The organism is Klebsiella sp. BDA134-6, assembly GCF_015601345.1.
In the GTDB taxonomy this organism is placed as follows: domain Bacteria; phylum Pseudomonadota; class Gammaproteobacteria; order Enterobacterales; family Enterobacteriaceae; genus Klebsiella; species Klebsiella grimontii.
The window spans coordinates 1,382,802-1,403,141 of the sequence record NZ_CP064784.1 but is presented as its reverse complement, the minus strand read 5'-3'; the positions used below and the strand labels follow the sequence as shown (position 1 = coordinate 1,403,141).

Here is a 20,340-nt window from a genome sequence, read left to right as displayed (position 1 = left end):
ATGACAGAAATACAGCGGCTGCTGAAGAGCACCATTGATGAACTTAATGTGAAAGAGAAACGCGACAACCGTCCGCGTTTTAGCATTAGCTTTATTCGCAACCACCCATGGCTTTTTGTCGCCATGTACGCGGCTTTCCTGGCCACGCTTATTGTGATGCTTCGTTCCGAAACGCTGGTGGATTCTGTCTGGCTGTTAATTGTTTTATTTGTTCTGCTAAACGGTTTCTTCTTCTTTGACGTCTATCCACGCTATCGTTATGAAGATATCGACGTTCTTGATTTCCGCGTTTGCTACAACGGCGAATGGTATAACACCCGGTTTGTCCCTGAACAACTTCTCGAGCGTATTCTGCAATCGCCACGCGTCGATCGCGAGCAAAAGGCGCAGCTACAAAAAATGATCGCCACCAAAGGCGACCTCTCATTTTACGATGTGTTTTCTCTTACTCGCGTCGGTTCTGCGCAATAAGACGATTGAGCGTCCGTACCGCAGCAATGAAATGTGAGGCGGACGTATTTCCGTAGCCCAGAACCAAGCCGCTTCGCGCCGTTTTTACATCTAGATAAAAACGGCTTAATGCCCCGGGCGCCAACTGAAAGCGCCGGGCCTGCTGCACAATCGCCTGGTCATCCATGTTGTCGATAGCGACGGTCAGGTGCAATCCTCCCCCTCCGCCAAAGAGTTCATAAGGATGGTTAAGTTCTTGAGCCAGGACGTCCCGCAGGTGCTGCTGGCGTTTGCGGTACAAACGGCGCATCGCGGCCAAATGACGTGCGTAGTGCCCCTCTTCAATGAACAACGCCAGCGCCTTCTGTTCAGCCCGGTGCCCGCCGCGTAATAGCGCACCAATGACGCCTCGTGCAGCCTCCGCCAGCGCGGGAGGCATAACCATAAAGCCAATGCGCAGCGCCGGAAATAGCGTTTTGCTGAATGTCCCCAGATAAACCACCGGCGCCTGCCTGGCCATCCCCAGCATGGCCGGAATGGGCTCACCGCTATAGCGAAATTCGCTGTCGTAATCATCTTCGATAATCCACGAATCATGCCGGCGGGCATATTCCAGTAACGCCAGTCGTCGCCCGGCGCTCATCACGGCTCCGCAGGGGTATTGATGTGAAGGTGAAGTAAAGATCAATCGCGGCGCTTTGCTATCAGCAGAGGTATCTAAACGCATTCCTTCACGATCAACCGGTACACCCTTTATATGAAGACCTGATTTGAGAAATATGCTTTTTGCTCCCGGATACCCGGGCTCTTCCACCCATGCCATATCGCCGGCTACGCTCAGCAGGTGCGTGCATAAATCGACGCCTTCCAGCGCCCCTTCTGTAATCACTATCTGGCTGGCTTCGCAGCGGATCCCCCGGGAGAGCGCGAGGTGGCGAGCAATGGCTTTTCGTAGTACGAGCTCTCCCTGCGCATCGCCGTAGCCCAGTAATGTGCTGCCCTCTTCGCGCAGTACCCGATCGAGCAGCCGACGCCAGATGGAAAGTGGAAAGTAATTCACCGCAGGCATTCCCGGCGTAAAGAGCAACGCGGGCGAATCCCGGTGAATTGCTGCCGGCAATCCCTGTAAATATTCAGGAAGCACAATAACGCGCGCCTCAATGTCCTCTTCTCCCTGAGACCTCAAGGGCGCGACGTACGTTCCCTGACGACTACGCAATAGATATCCTTCTATTGCCAGCTGCTCCAGCGCGCTGTTGATGGTATTGCGCGAAAGCCCCAGATGCTGCGCCATGGCGCGCGAACCGGGTAGACGACTATCGCCCGCCAGCGTGCCCTGCAAAATAGCCTCGCGCAGTTGCTGATAGAGGGTTCGCTGTAGGGTTTCACTTCCTCTACCGCATAGGGCCTGCTCGAGTAAAGTAAAAAAAGCATCATCCGGAATATTCATCACCGCTCCTCGTGGCACCATATAAACATACTCTTATGGCACTTTTTATGGAACCAATAAGGGCTTAATCTCATGGCATTCACCCACAAAGGAACCCCCCATGAGCCATCTTAATCAATTCGATCAACCCGTTGGCGCTGCCCTGCCCGACTGGCAGCCTCGTCAGCACCCCGAGAGATTGAATCTGCAAGGTCGCCTTTGCCGGCTTGAGCCATTGCGCTCCACGCACGCCAGCGCGCTGTTTGATGCCCATCGCTTAGCCCCGGACACCCGAAGCTGGACGTGGCTGCTGCGAGAGCCGGATAACAGCGTCGAGGAATATCGCGCGTGGATAGAGAGCGTGGCCATGCAGGCCGACCCCATTCACTATGCCGTGATAGATCAGCTGACAGACCAGCCCGTTGGCTCACTGGCGTTGATGAGAATTGATGCCAAAAATGGCGTTGTTGAAGTCGGCCACGTACACTTTTCGCCTCTGTTGAGCCGGACGGCGATGGCAACCGAGGCCCACTCGCTACTGATGCACTACGTATTTGATACGCTCGGCTATCGTCGCTACGAGTGGAAATGCAACAGCCTGAACGAGCCTTCACGCCGGGCGGCGCTGCGGCTGGGATTTCAGTATGAGGGACGCTTTCGTCAGGCGCTGGTGATAAAGGGCCACAACCGCGATACCGACTGGTTTTCGATTATCGATTCAGAGTGGCCGCAGATTCATAGAGCAATGCGGCAATGGCTGGCCGCCGACAACTTTAGCGCCGATGGCCAGCAGTTACGGACGCTGGAGAGCTTCCGTTAACGTCTTTTCTTGCGACCCTGTACGGCCTTAAAGCGGGGATTACTTTTGCAGATAACGTAAAGCCGCCCTTTTCGTTTCACGATCTGGCAATCCGGATGGCGCTGTTTCGCGCTACGCAATGAGTTGAGTACCTGCATTATTTGCTCCTTTTCGCATCAATAAAACCGCCGAAGCGCTGGCGGAAACGAGCGGTGCTGCCTTCATTGTTGAAGGCCTTCTGTTTACCGGTGTAATACGGATGCGATTTGGAGGAGACGTCGAGCGTGACGTAGGGATACGTCTCGCCATCCAGCTCAATCTCACGCTCGGTGCGGATCGTTGAACCGACTTTAAAGAATTCGTTAGCGCTGGTGTCGTGAAAAACCACCGTACGATAATGCGGATGAATATTGGGTTTCATAGCGACCTCAATCATTACGTTATAACATAACAATATCGTACGCCGTGCGAATCTAAAGATCAACCCTGAGAATAAGAAGGATTATGGGCGGCGCAGGCCGCCCGTTACGGATTAAGGGCTCAGCTGATGCGCCAGGGCCCTGAGCTGTTCGGCAATAGACTGCAGGTTTTTGCCGGGCTCCGTTTTCGCCCCGGTAGAGTGGCGCACGACAAGACGGGCCGGAAGAATTGAAGAAGTATGGGAGGTTTCGTTATCGCCGCTATCGAGTAGGCGCCGAACGGCCTCTTTTCCTTGTAAGTCAAGATCCAGCGAAACGGTGGTTAGCGCCGGGTAAAAAAACGAGCTTTCATAGGTATCATCATAACCAATAACCGACTTTTCCCCCGGGATCGGTACCTGATGCTGATGAAACGCGCTAAGCACGCCCAGCGCCATCTGATCGTTACCCACCAAAACGGCGGTAAAGTTTGGCGTCTCTCGCAACATTTGCAGCGCGCCGGCATAGCCGCTCTGCGCATCCCAGTTACCGCGAATCACCGTGACCGGCTGTAGCCCATAACCTTCGAGGGTTTCTATCCAGCTTTTCAAACGCAATTTGGCCGATACCGAGCTTTCCGGACCGGCCAACAGCGCTATCTCCCGATGCCCCATTTCATAGAGATATTTGACGCTGGCTCGGGTGCCGTCTGCCGGATTAAACGAAACGTTAAACACGGAGCTATAGGGATCGACATCTAAAAAAAGACAGACGATATCATCGTTATCAGCGGCAATTTTCTGAGCCTGATCAGTCTCCAGAGGCACGTTGATGATGACCTTATCCACCAGCTGAGATTTAAGTTCATTAATGGAATCTTGAATGCTTTGGTTGACGCTCTCATCGATCATTGAAATGAGTACCTGATAACCTTCCACATTCGCATAGCGTTTAACCGCCGCGGCCACCTGAGAAGGCGCATGCAATGCGAGGGAGATCGTAACCAGACCTACGGTACGGCTTTGCTTGCCTACCAGCTGTTGCGCCAGGCGGTTTGGGACATAACGCAGCTCCTCAATGGATTTCTCCACCTTGCTGCGCGTGGCTTTGGATACATTAGCAGATTTGTTGAGTACCCTGGACACGGTCTGATAGGAGACGCCCGCATGGCGAGCAACGTCTTCTAAGGTCGCGCTTTTAGACTTCATGGTCCGGTTCCTTATGTTGTTATCCCTGGATTGTAACAGGGGCAATGTAAAAAAACGCTCATTGCCGCCTTCCTCGAACAACAATCAACATTAAAAGTATTACGCTCACAATACAACAAATTGTGAATAGACTCACCACCTGTAACAAAACCCGCTAATTTATTTGCAGTTAATCACACTATAGCGATCATTCAATTGCCTGTATTTTGGTTTAGGGATTTTATAACACCGGTTATGTGAACGTAATACAAAAAATAAGAGGATAGACATGAACACTACGCTGCGCACACTCTCCGCTGCGTTGGCCGCTGCGCTGATTTCACCATCCGTGTTTGCTGCTTCCGCCACGCTTCCGGGTATCGATTTTCATGGCTATATGCGCGCCGGGGTTGGGGTCTCCGGCGACGGCGGTCAGGCCGAATGGCAAAAAAACAAAATTGGCCGTCTGGGTAACGAGTCCGATACCTACGGCGAGCTGGAGTTGGGCTCGGAGGTCTACAAGAAGAATGACGTGAGCTTCTATCTCGATAGCATGGTCAGCATGGTTTCTGACGGTTCGAACGATAACGAAACCACGCTCGATGATGATGCGCAGTTCGGCCTACGCCAGCTCAACCTGCAAATTAAAGGGCTGGTCCCGGGCGATCCGAACGCGGTCATTTGGGGCGGTAAACGCTACTACCAGCGCCACGATCTGCACATCATTGATACCAAATACTGGAACATTTCCGGATCCGGCGCCGGGATAGAAAACTATACCCTCGGCCCTGGCGCCGTCTCATTTGCCTGGATCCGCGGTGATGCGAATGACGTCGACTACCGCGTCGACGGCGACAGCAACGTGAATATTAACTACCTTGACCTGCGCTACGCAGGCTGGAAGCCATGGACCGGGTCGTGGACCGAATTTGGTATCGACTATGCGATGCCTAACACCACCAAAAAGCAGGACTCCTACGGCGGCCTGTATGATGCAGAAAACGGCGTCATGCTAACCGGTGAAATCAGCCAGGATATGCTGGGCGGTTACAACAAAACGGTGCTGCAGTACGCAAACAAAGGGCTGGCGCAGAACATGGTTTCCCAGGGCGGCGGCTGGTATGACATGTGGAACTACGTCAATGACGCCACCGGCTATCGGGTGATCAATACCGGTTTAATTCCGATTACCGAAAAATTCTCTATTAACCACGTTCTGACCTGGGGATCCGCGGACAACATCACCGATTACACGGATAAAACGCGCATGCTGTCGCTGGTGGCTCGCGGACAGTATCAATTCACGGAATACGTACGCCTGATTGGCGAAGTGGGCGGTTTTTACCAAAAAGATAGCTACAAGAACAATACAGACTATAAGCAGGCTGGTGAGAAATATACCATCGCGCTGGGCCTGGCCGATGGCCCTGACTTTATGTCTCGCCCGGAACTGCGTATTTTCGCTTCGTATCTGAATGACTCAGAAAATGGTAAACCTTTCGAAGATCAAACAGCCAATAACACGTGGAACTTTGGTGTACAGGTCGAAGCCTGGTGGTAGTCGTCATTTAACTGTTTTATCTCCAGCTGTAAGGTCGTTAATTACCCTCCGGTAATGATTATTGCCATTGATACTTTGTTTTCTTTTCGGGATAACCCATTATTGCGTTATCCCGTTTTATTTTATTTACGGCTGGCAAAGTGTTCGTCAAGTAATTGACGCAAAGCATCCGACTGTTTACCGAAAATAGCATGCACCTGCTGCCCAAGGATAATAACGCCAAGCGCTCCCTGCTGCTGTAGCTCCTGAGAGTCAACAATCGACAGATTATTCACCGTGACGCGTAAGCGGGTGATACAGGCGTCAACGTTGACAATATTCGCCTCGCCGCCGAAAGCCTGAATTAAACGTTCAATCTGTTGTTGTTCCCCAGGGCTTAACGTTACCGCCGGACGCGACTGGGAGAAGTAATTCAGAAAGGATTTTAAACTCACCATAATAAGCTCCTGATAAGCAGATAAAAAAACGCCTGCTCGCAGGAGCAGGCGCGGATAGAGAAAAATTACGCGTGACGACTGAGGATGCGGCAATCCCACGCTTTTAAGGTCAACGGCGCGTTCAAGTCCGTGCCGGTAAGGCTGTCCTGGTAGCCCTGCGGTAAGGTCACCTGCTGCTGCTGCGCGCTGTAGTTTTGCAGGAACACGTAGGTAGTCTCACCGTCCGTGCGCGCGGTCGCCACCACGCCCGGCGGGAAATCGGCCTCCACCGCGCGCGGCAGCGCCAGCTCTTTACTTATGGCGCTGAAGAAGTCCCGCTGGAAAGCCAGATCGTTGCGCGAAGCGACATGCCAGGCTTTACCTTTACCCACGTGATTAACGGTGACCGCCGGTCTTCCCGCGTAAAAATCATCGCGGTAGGTCGCCAGCGGCTGCGCCGTTTCGGCGTGGATCAGTTCACACAGATGGCGTACCTGATACGGTCCCTGCAAACCTCCTTCATTGCCCGCCAACCCCTGTACCAGATTACGTTCGCCATCGTTCAGGCAGTCAATCTCTTCCGCCCAGATGCCCAGCAGCTTGCGCAGCGGACCCGGGAAGCCACCGAGATAGCATAGGTCAGATTCGTTAACAATCCCCGTCCAGTATGTTGTAACTAAATGACCGCCGTTGGCCACAAACGCCTCGGCGCGTTCGGCAAAGCCGTCGCGAACCATATACAGCATCGGGGCAATGACCAGCCGATAAGCGCTCAGGTCGACGTCGGCATCAATGATATCTACCGCAATCCCCTGTTCCCAGAACGGACGATAGTGCTCGTTGACGGTATTTTCATACTCCATCCCGAGATTACGCGGCCCCTGAGCATCATCCAGCGCCCAGCGGTTTTGCTGGTCAAAGATAATCGCCACTTTCGCATCCGTCCGGCAGCCCACCACGTCCGGCAGCTGGCTTAACATCTCGCCAAGCTTTGTCACTTCACGGCCCACGCGCGTATCCAGGTGACCGACGTGATCGATAATTGCGCCATGGAATTTCTCTACCGAACCGCGGCTCTTACGCCACTGGAAATACTGTACCGAGTCGGCCCCGTGCGCTACCGCCTGCAGAGAAGAGAGAATATGCATTCCCGGTTTTTTCAGCTTGCTGGTCGGCTGCCAGTTAGTCGCGCTCGGCGTGGACTCCATCAGGACAAACGGTTTTCCGCCCTTCAGGCTGCGCATCATGTCGTGATACATGGCGGTGTAGCAGGCCAGCGTGGTTTCATCTTTATCGCGATGCCACATGGGGTAGCTGTCCCACGAGATGAAGTCCAGCGCCGGCGCCAGCTGCCAGTAGTCGTAATCGTAGAAATACTCCATAAAGTTGGTTGTCACCGGCAGCTCAGCATTCGCCGCTTTCAGTGGCGCAATTTCGTGGCGGCAGAAATCCGTCACCTGAGCGGTATTGAAGCGATGCCAGTCAAGGTTCAGACCATGAATGGAGACTTCCCCCTGCGGAGCCGGAGATTCAATTTGCGACCAGTCGCTATAGGTGTGGCTCCAGAAAGTGCTCCACCAGGCATGATTGAGATTATCCAGCGTTTCATAGCGCGCTTTCAGCCAGTCACGGAAACGCTCCTGGCACAGGCTACAGTGGCATTCGCCGCCATACTCATTGGAGATATGCCAGCCCAGCACCGCCGGATGCTGCGCATAGCGCTCCGCCAGCAGGGTGTTAATTTTCAGGGTTTTCTCACGATAGACCGGCGACGACATACAGTGGTTGTGACGCCCACCGTGCAGCGCAGGCACCCGATCGCGACCGACGCGCAGGACCTGAGGATATTTCTGCGACATCCAGGCCGGGCGTGCGCCGCTTGGGGTCGCGAGAAAGACATGTATTCCGGCGGCATACAGTTTATCCAGGATACTGTCCAACCAGCCAAACTCAAATACGCCTTCCTGAGGTTCAAGTTTCGCCCAGCTAAATATCCCTACCGACATGACATTACATTTTGCCTGCTGCATCATGGCAATATCTTTATCAATAATATCGGGATAGTTTTCCCACTGCTCCGGATTATAGTCGGCGCCATGCAATAGCGCATTGACCTTCGGACTCAAAGGCGCAAATTTTTTCATAATAAACATCCTGAAGTTTAAAGCTGAATAATTAATTAAATACCTTCATCGACGGCAACGCTTTCCCCTGGCAATCAAACAGCGCCTGATTTTCCCGGGCATTACCCTCTTTCCACTCATCGTGGATATATTTCATTCCGGCAGGTGTCGCCCAGGTATTTCCCGGTACGGCAATCCACGTCGGCTCCCAATAAAAAATACCTTTACCACGATGGTTTGGAACATCCGCAACGGCCTGCATTAAGTCGTGAATATAATTATATTGCCCCTGTACGGTGGCGGGATAACCGCCATCCTTTTCCTCTTTTGCCTGGAAACTATTTTCGGCGTTGTCGCAGTTCTCCAGGGTATAGGCATAAGCGGCCTCTACCACAATCACGTCTTTGTTATAGCGCTTGCTGATATCATCCATATTGGCTTTCAGCGCGCTAATCGGTCCATTCCAGTAGGTATACATCGACAGACCAATAATGTCGTAAGGCACGTTACGCTTGCTGATTTCATCAAACCACCAACGGAAGGTGTCGTTTTTCGTGCCTTCGGCCAGATGAAGCATAATTTTAACCTGCTCACCGGCGGTGAGGTTTTCCTTCAGGCCATCGATGGCGGCGTTAAGCAGCCCCGCCAGGCGATCGAACTCGCCGCCACCCTGCCCCCAGCTTTTGCCCTCCGGCCACAGCATACCGCCGTTGATCTCGTTGCCGATCTGCACCATATCCGGCAGTACGCCCTCCTGCTTAAAACGGGCGATCGTGTCGCGGGTGTAGTCATGAATAGTGGTTTTCAGCTGCGGATAATCCATTTTCTCCCATGCCTTCGGCTTGAACTGCTTGCCGGGATCTGTCCAGAAATCGCTGTAGTGAAAATCAAGCAGCAGCTTCATCCCCTGCGCTTTTGCCCGCTTCGCCAGCGCCAGCGTCGCCGCGAGATCGTTATCGCCGCCGCCGTAGCGCTGACCCTGGGCGTCTTTTGGATCGACCCACAGGCGCAGGCGAACATAGTTCACGCCGTCGGCCTTCAGAATCGCGATCGGATCCTGCTGCTGATTGTGGTGGTTAAAAAACTTTGCGCCATGCTTTTCCGCGTCCAGCAGCGTGGAGATATCCGCGCCTTTAATAAAATCAGCGGGCATGTTGCTAAACGCTCTGGTTTGTAGCGCGTCCGCTGCCAGCGTACTGGCGGAGAAACAGCATGCCAGAGAAACAGCAAGCCACGCGGGTGTTAATCTTTTCATGGGGTTATCCTTTTGTGCTGCCAGAGGTGAGGCCGGAAACAAAGTATTTTTGTAGCGCCAGATAGAGAATCGCTACCGGCACGGCAATCAGCACCGCGCCCGCCGCATAGGTGGTGTAGCTGGCGCCCATTTTCTGCGCCACCAGGTTATACAGGCCGATCGGCAGCGTGTACTTATCCGGGGTACGCAGAATGGTGCTGGAAAGGATGAAATCCCCCAGCGGGCCGGTAAACGAGAACAGCGCCACCACCGCCAGTATCGGCTTCGACAGCGGCATAATGATTTCGATAAAGATGCGGAAGCTGCTGGCGCCATCCATCCGCGCAGATTCATCCAGATCTTTAGGGATCGCGTCCAGGTAGCCCTTCATGAGCCAGGTATTCATCGGGATCATGCCGCCCACGTAGATCAGTACCAGCGCCAGATGGCTATTGATCAGCCCCAGCAGCTGAGAGAGAACAAAGATCGCAATCAGCGCCGAGAACTGCGGGATCATCTGCAACAGCAGAAATAGCATCAGCCCGTTCTGCCGCCCTTTGAAACGAAAGCGCGAAAACGCATAGGCGGTGAAGCTCACGCTGAATAAGGTCAACACCATAGTCATGAAGCTGATTTTCATCGAGTTCCAGTACCAGGTGAGATAATTCACATTGCCGTTAAACAGATCCGCGTAATGCTGGAACGACAGATTTTCAGGAATAATCGACGTACTCAGCAGACTGTTCCCGGCATTCAGCGACGCCCCTACCGTCCAGACCAGCGGGTATATAATGATCGTCGATACAAAGATGACCACCAGCCAGGTGAGTGACAGGCGAATCCACTTTTCGCGTTTAATACTCGGTGATTTAGCCATGTTGCTTCCCTTACGCCATGTCGTCGTTTTTGAAGGATTTCGTGGCGCGGAACTGCCACAACGCCAGGCCGACGACAAAAATCGACAGCAGGATCGTGATGGTGGCCGCGATGGCGTATTGCGAAGACGACATGGTCAATTTGTAGATCCACGACACCAGAATATCCGTACCACCGGCATTCGACCCGGCTACTGCCGGCCCGCCGTTGTTGAACAAGTAGATGATGTTGAAGTTGTTAAAGTTGAAGGTGTACTGGGTGATGATGATCGGCGCAATGGAGTAGAGTACCAGCGGCAGAGTAATGGTCCGCAGGCGGGTAAACGCGCTGGCGCCATCCATGGTGGCCGCTTCATACAGATCGTCCGGGATCGCCTGCAGGACGCCGGTGGTCATGGCGAAAACAAACGGGAAACCCAGCCAGGTCTGCATCATAATCAGCGCCGTCTTGGTCCAGAACGGGTCGGTCAGCCACGCCTTTGGACTGATGCCAAAGAAGGACAAAATGGCGTTGTTAATCACCCCGAATGAATCATTGAACATACCGGCAAAAACCAGAATCGTCACGAATCCCGGTACCGCCCACGGCAGAATGAAAATTGTACGGATCATCGGCTTAAAGCGCAGATCTTTCTGATTGACCAAAATCGCCAGCAGCACGCCGACAGTACACTGCAGGGTCGTCGCCAGCAGCGTCCACACCACCGTCCACTGCAATACATCAAAGAAAGTCGAACGCCAGATGGATAATGTGAAGATGTTGATGAAGTTTTTGAATCCCACCCAATCCACCAGCTTCGCCGGCGGCGTGTGATAGAGATTGTAGTTAGTAAAGGCGATAGCAAAACCAAACAGGATCGGGAAGATGACCACAAACACCAGCAGTATGAAGCCGGGCGTGATCATCAGATACGGGAACCCTTCGCTGAGCAGCATCTGATACTGCTTGCGTACGCTATTCAGCGCCACGCCTTCATCGCGCTTTTTGCCGTTAACCCAGGCGTCGCGCAGCGAGAGGAAATAGACCAACAAACCGAATGCGATAATCAGTACACTGATTATCCCTTCCGCCAGCAGGAAAATAGAGTTATCCCGCGGGACTTCCTCGCCTAAGGTATATAACCCCCACAGGCCTTCGCTGAGAAAGTCATAGAAAATGCTCATAAAACTGCTCAGCAGCGCCAGGAAGACAATCCCCTTCAGCCACTGGCGGTGATAAAACTGCCCAAAACCCGGCACGATAGCCAGCAACAGGCCGCACCACGCATGGCGTCCTGCGCCGCGCGCTTCGGCAATATTTTCGCTGGGATTGATAATCACACACGACTCCTTCTGAAAACGGGAGGACGGCCCTCCCGTTCTGTTACATCACCGGATTATTGATTGCTGGCCTGCATGGCTTCGATCTGCATCTTGATCTGCTTCTCTGCGTTATCGAGCGCCGCCTTCGGTTCCTGTTTACCGGTCAGGCTAAGCTCCAGCGCGGCGTTCGCCGGGCCCCATACTTCGCCCATCTCCGGGATCCCCGGCATCGCCGTCGCCCGCGCTGACTGAACCGCCACCGCGCTGGCCTTTTCGTCATTCTTAATCAGGGGATCGTCAATCATGGCCTTCAGAGGCGGGATTTCCCCGGTGGCGACATAGCGCGCTTTCACATACTGCGGCTGGTTGATGAACTCGATAAACTGCTGCGCCAGCGCTTTATCTTTACTCCACGTCGAGACCACATAGCCTTTCACACCGAGGAAGGAGCTCATCGGTTTGCCATCCGGCAGCGTCGGCAGAGGCGCGACGCCATAATGAATGCCTGCCGCTTCATACGGCTGGAAGGCCCATGGGCCGTTAATCACCGCTGCCGCTTTCTTCTCGGTAAACAGCGAGTCGATGGCGTTCAGCCCGTTATCGCCGAGGATCCCCGCCGGGAATACCTTGTCGGTGTAGAATTTTTTCAGGAAAGTCACCGCTTCCACCGCACCGGGCTTATTCAGGCCGACATCCTGCGGGTTGAAGCCGCCCTTATCGTTTTTGCCAAAGATATAACCGCCCATCGGACCGATGGCGCCCCAGCTGTAATAAATTTGGTCAAACTTAGCCAACAGGCCGTACTTACCCTCTTCGCGCTGCTTCTTCGAATAGTCGAACCACGCCTGCAGGCTATCCAGCGGCTTGTCGATCAGGTCTTTGTTGTAAATCAGCACCAGGGTTTCCACCGCTTTCGGTACGCCGTAAAGCACGTTATCCATATGGAAAGCGTTGATTGATGCCGGCGTAAAGGCCTCCTGCTTCGCCTGGTCCAGCGTCAGGGGAGACAGCAGCCCCTGGACGACCGCACCGCCTAGCTGGTCATTAGGGATCACCAGCACGTCCGGGCCAATGCCCGCCGGGCCATCAAGGCGCAGCTTTTCCAGCTGCTGGGCATACGGCATTTCCTGCACGTTCACCTTAACGTTGAACTGCTTTTCAAAATCGCTTACCGCGGCCTTAATGCCGTCGGATTTTTTGATGTCTTCCCAGACGTTGAGCTGTCCGGTCGCGTGCGCCTGCAGGCTCACCAGCTGCCCGGCAGCCAGAGTAGTAAGGATCAGTGCAGCAAGAGTGTTCTTTTTCATTATCAACCTCATGTGAAGGTATAACAATTTAATGGTTTTTATTGGGCGATGTGACTTCCGAAAATCTTTCATTTAACTGATAAACGGTGATTCATAAAGAAATCTGCCGTTATTTTTGATTTGTTATACGGTACGCTTTGAATGCTGACAAAACTACTGAAAGCTGCCAGTTGTGTGATCGTGATTGCAGAAATGAAACATCGATATAGGGTGCTAAAACTCTGGAAGTTATAGTCACTGCATGATTTTAGTGTCGTTGAGCATCGCTCGGCTGAATTGTTACACGTTATACAAATAGCGCGTCACAGCCCAAATCCCAACGGCAAAAACGGCTACTAACCCGGGGAATGTTGATGTCCAATATACGACTGAGGAATGTCACCAAACGGTTCGGCAGTACAGTGACGCTGCATCAGGTAAACCTTGATATTGAAGATGGCGAATTTGCAGTTTTCGTCGGCCCGTCCGGCTGCGGTAAATCGACGCTACTGCGAATGATTGCCGGTCTCGAAGAGGTGAGCGAAGGTGAAGTACTGATCGGCGATGAGGTCATGAACGACGTTGTTCCCGCCCATCGCGGCGTCGCCATGGTATTCCAGTCTTATGCACTCTATCCGCACATGACCGTGGCGGAAAATATGGGCTATGGCCTGAAGGTGAATAAAGTGCCAAAAGATGAAATTCGCCGCCAGGTTGAAATGGTGGCGAAAACGCTGCAGCTCTCTCATCTGCTGGATCGTAAACCTAAACAGCTTTCCGGAGGCCAGCGTCAGCGCGTGGCGATCGGTCGCGCCATCGTGCGTAATCCACGGGTGTTTATGTTTGATGAACCCCTCTCCAACCTTGATGCTGAGCTGCGCGTTGAGATGCGTCTGCATATTGCTAAACTGCATCATGAACTCAAAACCACCATGGTTTATGTTACCCATGATCAGGTTGAAGCGATGACGCTGGCCGATAAAATCGTGGTGATGAACTACGGCAAAGTTGAGCAGATGGGTTCGCCGATGTCGCTGTATTACAACCCGGTCAATAAGTTCGTTGCGGGATTTATCGGTTCGCCGAAAATGAACTTCCTGCCCGCGACGGTCACCGCATGGCAGCCGGGCCAGCTTAGTGTGAAGATGGCGCAAGACCATAATCTGACGCTCAATATCACCACATCGCCGCTGCAGCCCGGCGCTACCGTTACCCTCGGTATTCGTCCTGAACATCTCTCAACTGATGTGAATATTGGCACCGTGGTTGAATTTCAATGTGAAGTCGTCGAGAGACTGGGTAACAACACCTATCTGTTCGGTCAGTGCTATGGCCACGATAATGTCAAAATTCTGCTGCCCGGCGACGTTCATTTCCGTCCCTGGCAGAAAATTAGCGTCGCGTTCGACGATCGCTACTGCATGGTCTTCGACGAAAATGACCTGCGGATTAGCGCCGACATCGCCGCGCCGGACGCTCATTAAACGCAACATCTGATTGTCATGATTGCGCTTTAGAATATGAGTCTGTGCTGACAACGCTTATTGTCAGCATACCAGCCCTCGTTTTTCTCCGCGACGCTTCATGCCTTGAGCGTCGCGGTTCATCCACTGTTAGCCCGAATTCGTTGCTATCTTGCGATTCGGGCCTTTTTATCCCGCGTGGTGAATCCCTTTTTATCTTTCGCGTATACTCATCGAACCCCTCCATAAAATAAGGAAATACTCATGACGACCCGGCATCAGGTGAGTCTGGTTACAGGGGTATTGATACTTGCCATTATCTTGCCGGTCGCGCTGAGCATCTGGCTGGCAACGCAGCAGGCCAAAGAGCAGTTTTATAGCGAGCTGGACAACTTTTCCGTCCGCGTGCTGGCGCGCGTTCAGCAGGTTGCCGATCAGGCAAGAGAGGCGCTGAAAGAAGCAGATGCGCATACGGCCACGACCTGCAGCCCGGAGCATCTGCTCACTATGCGACGGATCGCCTATACCCACCGTTACATTCAGGAAGTGCTGTGGTTACGCGAGGGTATTCCGCAGTGCTCCTCTCTTGAAGAGCACCAGGTGTCGGCCACCTTTCCCACTCCCGACCATCTCACTGCCGATGGCTACCGTACCTGGCTGACGTCGGTTAGCGACCTGGGACTGAAACATAAAATGACGGCTATGGGCAGCGAGCATCACGTGGTGATGATCGATCCTGTGTCGTTTATCGATGTCATTCCGTTAGGCCATGAAGAAATTCACACCCTTTTGTTTGGCACGAAACGCGATCAAATCATCATCAGCAGTAAACCACTCAACGCTGACGTCTGGGAGAAAATTAAGCATCAGAATGCCGAAACCTTAACCCTCAATAGCACCGTTTATCGTCTTCATCGTATCCCGGAACTGGGGTTGGCTATCGTCACCTGGTCCTCGACGTTGCCGCTGCAGAATAAGCTACATCAGCAGCTGATGCTGTGGCTGCCGATTGGTCTGTTCACCAGCCTTCTGGCCTCATTTCTGCTGCTTCGCCTGCTGCGCAGGCTGCGCTCGCCGCGTAATGGGATGCTTGATGCGCTGAATTCCCATGCCATTCAGGTCTATTACCAGCCTATTATTTCGTTGCAGAGTGGAAAGATCGTCGGCGCGGAGGCGCTTGCTCGCTGGAGGCAGCCCGATGGAAGTTTTTTATCGCCGGATATTTTTATTCCGCTTGCCGAACAAACCGGGCTGATAACGCGCTTAACCGAAGATATTGTACGGAAAATTTTTGCCGATCTCGGTAACTGGCTGCGCCGGCGTCCGGAGATACACATTTCGATAAACCTGTCGGTTGATGATTTGCGCTCGCCAAAGTTGCCGCTCCTGTTGCAAGAGCAGCTTCAGCTTTGGGGCATCAGCGCTCAGCAGATCATTCTGGAAATCACCGAGCGCGGTTTTGTCGACCCGCAAACCACTTTACCGGTGATCGCCGGCTATCGTCAGGCCGGACACCGTATTTCCATCGATGACTTCGGCACCGGCTACTCCAGCCTGAGCTATTTACAAAAACTGGACGTAGACACCCTGAAAATCGATAAATCGTTTGTCGATACGCTGGAGTATGAACTGCTGACGCCGCACATTATTGAAATGGCGAAAGCGCTCAATCTGGCGACCGTCGCAGAAGGCGTCGAAACCGAAAGCCAGCGCGACTGGCTACGTATGCATGGCGTGCAGTATGCCCAGGGCTGGCTTTATAGTAAGGCGCTGCCAAAGGAGACATTTATCCTCTGGGCTGAGAATAACCTGAAGGCGGATTCCGCGCCCTCCGGTATTGCTCACGTCTGACTCTATTTCAGATAGGATTTTATTACCTGCATCACTACATCAAGGTCAGCTTCGCGCTGGCCCTCCTCCGGCTCTTTAACGACGTGATCCGTTAAATGCCCCTGGATAACCTGCATCATCATGCCGTTTACCGCACCGCGAATTGCAGCCAGCTGCTGTAAAACCTCGGCGCATTCATGTTCGCGGTTTAGCATTTTTTCCAGCGCGGCGCTTTGCCCCTGAATTTTCTTCAATCGGGTCAATAACATCTTCTTGTGACGAACGGTATGTGACATTTCGCGATCCACTATTTGATTAATCGATCGTTTCCACTAACGACCCTTGTATGCAATCAGAACAGCATAACATGCCCTACTCCCCCGGAGTATTTTTCTACTGGGGGGTAGTATTTATGTACTGGGGGGGAGTAGCATACAAGCACTTTTTAGTTAGGGATCACGTTATGAACGATTTCGCTTCACTCCTGCAGCAGGGCAACGCCTGGCTATTTATTCCCAGCGCGATTCTGCTGGGCGCGCTGCACGGTCTTGAGCCCGGGCACTCAAAAACCATGATGGCGGCATTTATCGTGGCGGTGCGCGGAACATTAAAGCAGGCGGTGCTGCTGGGGCTGGCGGCGACGGTATCGCATACCGCGGTGGTCTGGCTGGTGGCCATGGCAGGCCTGTGGTTCGGCCGCGGCTGGAATGCACAAACGTCGGAACCCTGGTTTCAGCTGATCTCAGGGGGCCTTATCGTACTGATTGCCTGCTGGATGCTGTGGCGTACCTGGCGCGAATCTCGTTCATATCACCATGAACATGAACATGAACATGAACATAAGCATGAACACGAACACGAACACGAACATAAGCATGAGCATCACCACCACCATCCGCATGAACATTATCCCCACGTTCATCAACATCCGCTGGTTGCCGCCGATGACTGGCAGGACGCCCATCAGCGCGCACATGCGCAAGAGATCAATCGCCGCTTTAACGGGCAACAGGTCACTACCGGGCAGATCGTCTTGTTTGGACTGACGGGGGGACTCATTCCCTGTCCAGCGTCAATAACCGTGCTGCTTATTTGCCTGCAGTTGAAAAAGTTCTCGCTGGGCGCAACCCTCGTGCTGGGGTTTAGCGTTGGGCTGGCGCTCACTCTGGTGGCTTCCGGTGCAATTGCCGCGCTGAGCCTGAAGCACGTAGCCAACCGCTGGCCCGGGCTGAACGATCTCTCGCGCAAAGCGCCGTGGATTTCCGGCACCCTGATTATGGTGGTGGGTTTTTATATGCTGCTGCATGGCTGGGGCCATCTGTAACGCGTCTATCGCCATCCCCACAAACGATGGGGATGGCAAAGATGAATTATTCATCCAGAAGCGGGGCGAAGCCGCCGTATATCATTCGTTTTCCATCAAAGGGCATATTTTCGCCAAACTCTTTCATTCGCGGGTCGGCCATCATTTTGGCATTGGCGGCATCGCGAGCCTCTTTAGAGGGGTACTCAATCCAGCTGAACACTACCTCTTCACCCTCTTCAGCTTTCACCGCCATGCGAAAATCGGTCTGCTTGCCATCCGGGACATCATCCGCCCAGCACTCGACCACACGTAATGCGCCAAACTCTTTAAATAATGGCGCGGCCTTTGCTGCCATCTCGCGGTATGCCTCCTTATTTTCCGCCGGTACGGCAACGACAAAACCATCAACATACTTCATGAGTCTGATCTCCGAAGTGAACAGTACGACCGGAGAATCCGGCCGTATCTGAATTGATAAGTTTAGTCGCCAGGCCTGATAACAGCGTAAAATCAGGAAATAGCCTCACCGGGTTTCGCCAGAGCCTTACGCGCGGCTGGCTGATGGAACCACGGCAGGCACAGCTGGATCAGCGGACCGATAGTTAACGCGTAGAGTACGGTTCCCACGCCAAACTTGCCGCCCATCATCCAGCCAATCAGCAGAACCGAAACTTCAATCGCGGTGCGAATACCGCGCAGCGACCATCCCGTACGGGCATGCAGGCCGGTCATCAACCCATCGCGCGGCCCTGGACCGAAACCCGCGCCAATATACATCCCCGTCGCCAGCGCATTCAGAACGATAGCCCCAACCAACAGCAAGCTACGCGCCACCAATGAATCAAACGGCGGCAGCACGGCCAGAGTCGCGTTTGCCGCCAGCCCCAGCACAATGACGTTGCTTACCGTCCCCAGCCCAGGCATTTGCCGCAGCGGGATCCACAGCAGCAACACTGCCGCTCCCGTCAGGATCATGACCGTGCCGAAATCCAGATTAAACTGTTTGCCGATCCCTAAATGGAAAACATCCCACGGGTCGGCCCCCAGATTGGCGTGAACAAATAACGCGGTCGACACGCCGTACAGGACCAGACCAATATAAAGTTGTAGCAAGCGACGTACCATTTTTCACCTCAAGACAATTGCGATCTCCCCCATCATCAGCAAAAATGGATTGATAATTAATGGCCAGTTTTTAAAAAGTGGATTGCTATGTCATCTCGTCGCTTTGGTTCACAATCGCTGGTACGGCTGCTCGGCAACTGGCAGGAGTCCACCTCTCGTACGCCTATCTGGCGTCAGTTGGCGGAAGCGCTGCGCCTGCTTATCCTCGATGGCCGCCTGGCGCTGGAAACCCGCCTGCCGGGCGAACGTGAACTGGCGGCAGCCCTGAATATCAGCCGCACCACGGTTGCCAGCGCGCTCGGGCAACTGCGGGAGGAGGGCTATCTCTATAGCCGCCAGGGAAGCGGTTCGCGGATCGCCCTGCCGGAGCGTCCGGTGGAAACGTCAGCCCAAAAACCGGACCCGCTCTCGGTGAATTTGGCCGTTGCCGCCCTGAGCGCCGGACCCGAGATCCATCAGGCCTACAGCCAGGCCCTGAAGATTATGCCTGAGCATTTATCCAATACCGGTTACGATCAACAAGGGCTAGCGCTGCTGCGCGAAGCTATCGCCCGCCGCTATAGCGAACGCGGGCTGCCAACCCGCAGCGATGAGGTGATGATTGTCAACGGGGCGCTTAGCGGCTTTGCGCTGGTTCTGCGTTTATTCACCGGGCCCGGCGATCGAGTGGTGGTGGATGCGCCAACTTATCCCATGGCGCTTAGCGCAATTCAGGGCGCATCATGCCGTCCGGTTAGCGTTGCGTTACCGCAGCAGGGATGGGATTGCGACGGTTTGGCGGCAACGATCGCCCAAACGGCTCCGCGCCTGGCCTGGCTGATGCCGGATTTTCATAATCCTACCGGCCGATGTATGGATAGCGCCACGCGCCAGCGGGTAGCGGATATCGCCGCGCAAAGCCGCACCACGCTGGTGGTAGACGAAACGATGGTAGATTTATGGTACGACGCCCCGCCGCCGCCGCCTTTAGCGGCGTTTAATCCCGATGCCCCGGTGATAACCATCGGCTCGGCAGGAAAAAGCTTCTGGGGCGGTCTTCGCATAGGCTGGATCCGCGCCTCTTCACGAACCATTGCCTCGCTGGTTCAGGCACGCGACTCTCTCGATCTCGGTTCCCCACTGCTGGAACAGCTGGCCTGCTGCTGGTTACTTGAGAATGAGAACAGACTGCTGCCGTCACGCCGCGCCATGCTGGCGACCCGCAGGGACATGTGCGGGGCGCTAATGGCGGAATATTTTCCCCACTGGCGCTTCACTCCGCCGGAAGGGGGACTCTCTTTTTGGGTTGAATTACCCGGCATGCTGGCGACGCTCTTTTCCGTTCGCGCTGAAAGCCGCGGAATTCACATCGGGACAGGCACACGCTTTGGTCTGGCCGGCGCGTTTGATCGCTATCTGCGTTTGCCCTTTACTCTTTCGGATGAGGAACTACGCAGCGCGTTTAATACATTGCAGCCGCTATGGCATAGTCTTACGGAGCAGAAGGAGAACTTTCGTCTGAGGAAAATCATCTAATAAAATATCGACGGGCTGGAGCCAGCCCGTCAAAAACCATC

The 20,340-nt window shown here is 53.8% G+C and carries 20 protein-coding genes; 7 read left to right on the top strand and 13 right to left on the bottom strand.

The features are described 5' to 3' along the window. Nucleotides 1-471, top strand: a complete 471-nt coding sequence (locus tag IYV58_RS06460) for a YlaC family protein (RefSeq protein WP_004129906.1) — start codon at nt 1-3, stop codon at nt 469-471. Here IYV58_RS06460 and IYV58_RS06455 read toward each other — a convergent pair. Next, on the bottom strand, nt 446-1,900 hold the full coding sequence (locus IYV58_RS06455) for a MocR-like pyridoxine biosynthesis transcription factor PdxR (RefSeq protein WP_087828755.1): 1,455 nt from the start codon (nt 1,898-1,900) through the stop codon (nt 446-448). The two genes, IYV58_RS06460 and IYV58_RS06455, sit on opposite strands and share 26 nt — an antisense overlap. A 100-nt stretch (nt 1,901-2,000) precedes the next feature. On the opposite strand from IYV58_RS06455, the gene IYV58_RS06450 reads away from it, so the two are divergent. After that, nucleotides 2,001-2,699 carry a GNAT family N-acetyltransferase gene (locus tag IYV58_RS06450; RefSeq protein WP_049114564.1) on the top strand — a complete coding sequence of 233 codons (699 nt, stop codon included), beginning with the start codon at nt 2,001-2,003 and terminating at the stop codon, nt 2,697-2,699. On the opposite strand, the gene ykgO is transcribed toward IYV58_RS06450, so the two are convergent. The 3 genes from ykgO to IYV58_RS06435 form a co-directional block, all read right to left on the bottom strand. Next, complete coding sequence (gene ykgO / locus IYV58_RS06445) at nt 2,696-2,836, bottom strand: type B 50S ribosomal protein L36 (RefSeq protein WP_003859006.1); 141 nt, start codon at nt 2,834-2,836, stop codon at nt 2,696-2,698. The two genes, IYV58_RS06450 and ykgO, sit on opposite strands and share 4 nt — an antisense overlap. After that, the gene (locus IYV58_RS06440) at nt 2,836-3,099 is read right to left on the bottom strand and encodes a type B 50S ribosomal protein L31 (protein WP_004129897.1); all 264 of its coding nucleotides are present in this window, start codon (nt 3,097-3,099) and stop codon (nt 2,836-2,838) included. Before IYV58_RS06440 ends, ykgO begins: the two co-directional genes overlap by 1 nt. 111 nt (nt 3,100-3,210) lie before the next feature. Continuing rightward, on the bottom strand, nt 3,211-4,284 hold the full coding sequence (locus tag IYV58_RS06435) for a LacI family DNA-binding transcriptional regulator (RefSeq protein WP_004129892.1): 1,074 nt from the start codon (nt 4,282-4,284) through the stop codon (nt 3,211-3,213). A 268-nt stretch (nt 4,285-4,552) separates the two neighbouring features. Between IYV58_RS06435 and IYV58_RS06430 the strand changes: the two genes are divergently transcribed. Continuing rightward, nucleotides 4,553-5,824 (top strand): maltoporin, encoded by a 1,272-nt coding sequence (locus IYV58_RS06430; protein ID WP_004129890.1) that lies wholly within the window; start codon nt 4,553-4,555, stop codon nt 5,822-5,824. A 122-nt stretch (nt 5,825-5,946) separates the two neighbouring features. On the opposite strand, the gene IYV58_RS06425 is transcribed toward IYV58_RS06430, so the two are convergent. The 6 genes from IYV58_RS06425 to IYV58_RS06400 form a co-directional block, all read right to left on the bottom strand. Continuing rightward, on the bottom strand, nt 5,947-6,261 hold the full coding sequence (locus IYV58_RS06425; protein ID WP_004129888.1) for a glucose PTS transporter subunit EIIB: 315 nt from the start codon (nt 6,259-6,261) through the stop codon (nt 5,947-5,949). A gap of 65 nt (nt 6,262-6,326) precedes the next feature. After that, nucleotides 6,327-8,384, bottom strand: a complete 2,058-nt coding sequence (locus IYV58_RS06420) for a beta-galactosidase (protein ID WP_004129885.1) — start codon at nt 8,382-8,384, stop codon at nt 6,327-6,329. 31 nt (nt 8,385-8,415) lie between these two features. Beyond that, a complete protein-coding gene (locus tag IYV58_RS06415; protein WP_004129883.1) occupies nt 8,416-9,618 on the bottom strand; it encodes a glycoside hydrolase family 53 protein in 1,203 nt (400 codons plus the stop codon). A gap of 4 nt (nt 9,619-9,622) precedes the next feature. After that, entirely contained in the window at nt 9,623-10,474 is an 852-nt protein-coding gene (locus IYV58_RS06410) for a sugar ABC transporter permease (protein WP_004129882.1), read from the bottom strand. A 10-nt stretch (nt 10,475-10,484) separates the two neighbouring features. Further along, on the bottom strand, nt 10,485-11,792 hold the full coding sequence (locus IYV58_RS06405) for a carbohydrate ABC transporter permease (RefSeq protein WP_004129879.1): 1,308 nt from the start codon (nt 11,790-11,792) through the stop codon (nt 10,485-10,487). Between the two features lie 56 nt (nt 11,793-11,848). Beyond that, a complete protein-coding gene (locus IYV58_RS06400; protein WP_195729490.1) occupies nt 11,849-13,081 on the bottom strand; it encodes a maltodextrin ABC transporter substrate-binding protein in 1,233 nt (410 codons plus the stop codon). Between the two features lie 353 nt (nt 13,082-13,434). Here IYV58_RS06400 and IYV58_RS06395 point away from each other — a divergent pair, with 353 nt between their 5' ends. Beyond that, complete coding sequence (locus IYV58_RS06395) at nt 13,435-14,544, top strand: ABC transporter ATP-binding protein (protein ID WP_049113924.1); 1,110 nt, start codon at nt 13,435-13,437, stop codon at nt 14,542-14,544. Nucleotides 14,545-14,787: 243 nt separating this feature from the next. Continuing rightward, nucleotides 14,788-16,374: an EAL domain-containing protein gene (locus IYV58_RS06390; protein WP_112165810.1), complete on the top strand. Its 1,587-nt coding sequence runs from the start codon at nt 14,788-14,790 to the stop codon at nt 16,372-16,374. Between the two features lie 2 nt (nt 16,375-16,376). On the opposite strand, the gene IYV58_RS06385 is transcribed toward IYV58_RS06390, so the two are convergent. Next, nucleotides 16,377-16,649: a metal-sensing transcriptional repressor gene (locus IYV58_RS06385; protein ID WP_004129869.1), complete on the bottom strand. Its 273-nt coding sequence runs from the start codon at nt 16,647-16,649 to the stop codon at nt 16,377-16,379. A gap of 167 nt (nt 16,650-16,816) precedes the next feature. Between IYV58_RS06385 and IYV58_RS06380 the strand changes: the two genes are divergently transcribed. Beyond that, complete coding sequence (locus IYV58_RS06380; protein ID WP_195729489.1) at nt 16,817-17,677, top strand: nickel/cobalt efflux protein RcnA; 861 nt, start codon at nt 16,817-16,819, stop codon at nt 17,675-17,677. Between the two features lie 46 nt (nt 17,678-17,723). Here IYV58_RS06380 and IYV58_RS06375 read toward each other — a convergent pair whose 3' ends face one another. Both IYV58_RS06375 and IYV58_RS06370 read right to left on the bottom strand, forming a co-directional pair. Beyond that, nucleotides 17,724-18,077, bottom strand: coding sequence for a DUF1428 domain-containing protein (locus IYV58_RS06375; RefSeq protein WP_004129864.1), 354 nt, complete (start codon nt 18,075-18,077; stop codon nt 17,724-17,726). A 92-nt stretch (nt 18,078-18,169) separates the two neighbouring features. Beyond that, the gene (locus IYV58_RS06370; protein ID WP_049113919.1) at nt 18,170-18,784 is read right to left on the bottom strand and encodes a membrane protein YczE; all 615 of its coding nucleotides are present in this window, start codon (nt 18,782-18,784) and stop codon (nt 18,170-18,172) included. 87 nt (nt 18,785-18,871) lie between these two features. Here IYV58_RS06370 and IYV58_RS06365 point away from each other — a divergent pair, with 87 nt between their 5' ends. Continuing rightward, nucleotides 18,872-20,299, top strand: a complete 1,428-nt coding sequence (locus IYV58_RS06365) for a MocR-like transcription factor YczR (RefSeq protein ID WP_049113917.1) — start codon at nt 18,872-18,874, stop codon at nt 20,297-20,299. Nucleotides 20,300-20,340 lie beyond the last annotated feature (41 nt).

Bases quoted from the DNA above. Each gene is read 5' to 3' on its own strand.
- IYV58_RS06410 (WP_004129882.1), bottom strand. From the start codon at position 10,474: ATGGCTAAATCACCGAGTATTAAACGCGAAAAGTGGATTCGCCTGTCA.
- IYV58_RS06390 (WP_112165810.1), top strand. From the start codon at position 14,788: ATGACGACCCGGCATCAGGTGAGTCTGGTTACAGGGGTATTGATACTT.
- IYV58_RS06380 (WP_195729489.1), top strand. From the start codon at position 16,817: ATGAACGATTTCGCTTCACTCCTGCAGCAGGGCAACGCCTGGCTATTT.
- IYV58_RS06385 (WP_004129869.1), bottom strand. From the start codon at position 16,649: ATGTCACATACCGTTCGTCACAAGAAGATGTTATTGACCCGATTGAAG.
- IYV58_RS06370 (WP_049113919.1), bottom strand. From the start codon at position 18,784: ATGGTACGTCGCTTGCTACAACTTTATATTGGTCTGGTCCTGTACGGC.
- IYV58_RS06440 (WP_004129897.1), bottom strand. From the start codon at position 3,099: ATGAAACCCAATATTCATCCGCATTATCGTACGGTGGTTTTTCACGAC.
- IYV58_RS06460 (WP_004129906.1), top strand. From the start codon at position 1: ATGACAGAAATACAGCGGCTGCTGAAGAGCACCATTGATGAACTTAAT.
- IYV58_RS06415 (WP_004129883.1), bottom strand. From the start codon at position 9,618: ATGAAAAGATTAACACCCGCGTGGCTTGCTGTTTCTCTGGCATGCTGT.
- IYV58_RS06425 (WP_004129888.1), bottom strand. From the start codon at position 6,261: ATGGTGAGTTTAAAATCCTTTCTGAATTACTTCTCCCAGTCGCGTCCG.
- IYV58_RS06450 (WP_049114564.1), top strand. From the start codon at position 2,001: ATGAGCCATCTTAATCAATTCGATCAACCCGTTGGCGCTGCCCTGCCC.
- IYV58_RS06430 (WP_004129890.1), top strand. From the start codon at position 4,553: ATGAACACTACGCTGCGCACACTCTCCGCTGCGTTGGCCGCTGCGCTG.
- IYV58_RS06395 (WP_049113924.1), top strand. From the start codon at position 13,435: ATGTCCAATATACGACTGAGGAATGTCACCAAACGGTTCGGCAGTACA.
- IYV58_RS06420 (WP_004129885.1), bottom strand. From the start codon at position 8,384: ATGAAAAAATTTGCGCCTTTGAGTCCGAAGGTCAATGCGCTATTGCAT.
- IYV58_RS06400 (WP_195729490.1), bottom strand. From the start codon at position 13,081: ATGAAAAAGAACACTCTTGCTGCACTGATCCTTACTACTCTGGCTGCC.
- IYV58_RS06455 (WP_087828755.1), bottom strand. From the start codon at position 1,900: ATGAATATTCCGGATGATGCTTTTTTTACTTTACTCGAGCAGGCCCTA.
- IYV58_RS06365 (WP_049113917.1), top strand. From the start codon at position 18,872: ATGTCATCTCGTCGCTTTGGTTCACAATCGCTGGTACGGCTGCTCGGC.
- IYV58_RS06435 (WP_004129892.1), bottom strand. From the start codon at position 4,284: ATGAAGTCTAAAAGCGCGACCTTAGAAGACGTTGCTCGCCATGCGGGC.
- ykgO (WP_003859006.1), bottom strand. From the start codon at position 2,836: ATGCAGGTACTCAACTCATTGCGTAGCGCGAAACAGCGCCATCCGGAT.
- IYV58_RS06375 (WP_004129864.1), bottom strand. From the start codon at position 18,077: ATGAAGTATGTTGATGGTTTTGTCGTTGCCGTACCGGCGGAAAATAAG.